Annotated in this window: 3 protein-coding genes; all 3 read left to right on the forward strand. The window is 37.4% G+C overall.

The features are described 5' to 3' along the window. Window positions 1-37: 37 nt before the first annotated feature. The 3 genes from JQM82_RS15560 to JQM82_RS15570 are packed head-to-tail and all read left to right on the forward strand — an operon-like array spanning window position 38 to window position 1,500. Window positions 38-211 (forward strand): hypothetical protein, encoded by a 174-nt coding sequence (locus tag JQM82_RS15560; RefSeq protein WP_235251324.1) that lies wholly within the window; start codon window positions 38-40, stop codon window positions 209-211. Then, a complete protein-coding gene (locus tag JQM82_RS15565; RefSeq protein ID WP_235251325.1) occupies window positions 156-545 on the forward strand; it encodes a hypothetical protein in 390 nt (129 codons plus the stop codon). Before JQM82_RS15560 ends, JQM82_RS15565 begins: the two co-directional genes overlap by 56 nt. Window positions 546-576: 31 nt before the next feature. Then, complete coding sequence (locus JQM82_RS15570; protein WP_235251326.1) at window positions 577-1,500, forward strand: LysR family transcriptional regulator; 924 nt, start codon at window positions 577-579, stop codon at window positions 1,498-1,500. Window positions 1,501-1,571 lie beyond the last annotated feature (71 nt).

Raw genomic sequence — 1,571 nt, forward strand, 5'->3', positions numbered from 1 at the left:
CATATATATATATATAAGTAAATAAAAGAGGTGTATTATGAATAGAAGAATATTACTAATGTTGATTGGAGTATCTCTGGCGACGACAGGAATTACAGGATGTGGTCAGAAAGAAGAACAAAATGTAACGCCTGCAAAGGGGGAGAGAAAAAATCATGTTGGTGGGGATTGCTATGTTCTTCGTGTTTTCCGTACAAATGTTTCAGAATAATGCTGCGATTCTTGGAATGGGTACGTCTGTTAAAAAGTCAGAAGGAACTTATGCGATAGTAAACGATGAAGTGCAGCGTGTTGAAACGGTGCTGCAGCCGGGAGGTTATGAGGAAATTACAGTTCGTCAGGGGATTCCGGTTGAATGGACAATTATAGTAGAAGAGAAAAATCTGAATGGCTGTAATAATGAGATATTGATTCCTGCTTATGGAATTGACATAAAGCTTCAGCCGGGAGATAATATAATTCAGTTTACACCAGAAAAAGCAGGAACAGTTCCATATAGCTGCTGGATGGGAATGATAAGAAGCAGTATCAATATTATCAAATGAATAGTCTTCGGAACAGAATGGGGAATCAGATATGACATTAATACAGTTGAATTATTTTATTACAATTGCAGAAACGAAATCATTGAATAAAGCAGCAGATCTGTTGTATGTATCGCAGCCGTCTCTTACCAGTGCCATGAAAGAACTGGAAAAAGAATTAGGAATTACGCTGTTCTTCAGGAGTGGAAGAGGAGTTACTCTGACGAATGATGGCGCTGAATTTTTGCTGTATGCAAGACAGATCTATGGTCAGTATGAAAATGTTCTGGAAAAGTACGGAAAAGGCAGTTCGTTTAAAAAGAAGTTTGGAGTATCTACGCAGCATTATTCTTTTGCAGTAAAAGCATTTGTTGATATGGCAAAGGAATTTGATATGTCGCAATATGAGTTTGCAATCAGAGAAACGAAGACGGCAGAGGTAATCAGTGATGTCAGTACGATGAAAAGTGAGATCGGACTTTTGTATCTTTGTGATTTTAATCGTAAAACCATGGAAAAGCTGTTAAAGTCTGCAAATCTGATTTTTCATCATCTGATCGATTGTCAGGCTTATGTATACCTCTGGAAAAATCATCCTCTGGCAGAACAGAAGGCTATTCGTTTTGAGCAATTAGATGGTTACCCATGTCTGGCTTTTGAACAGGGAGATAACAGTTCCTTTTATTTTGCTGAAGAGATTCTGTCTACTAATGAATATTCTCAGATGATCAAAGCCAATGATCGCGCTACAATGTTGAATCTGATGGTTGGACTGAATGGATACACACTTTGTTCCGGAATTATATGTGAGGAACTGAATGGCAGCGACTTTATTGCGGTCCCGTTCTGTGATGATGAAAAGAATCCAAACAGTACGATGGAGATCGGATATATTGTAAGAAAAAATACCGTATTGAGTAAAGTTGGAGAACTGTATGTTGAGAAATTGAAACAGTATTTGGGAATAGGTGAATGATGTCAAATATGGCCCGGTTATAGATTGAATTTATAACCGGGTATTCTTTTTGTATATTAGACATATAAAAC

The sequence above is a fragment of the Faecalicatena contorta genome, from assembly GCF_021531995.1.
GTDB lineage: Bacteria > Bacillota > Clostridia > Lachnospirales > Lachnospiraceae > Dorea_A > Dorea_A contorta_A.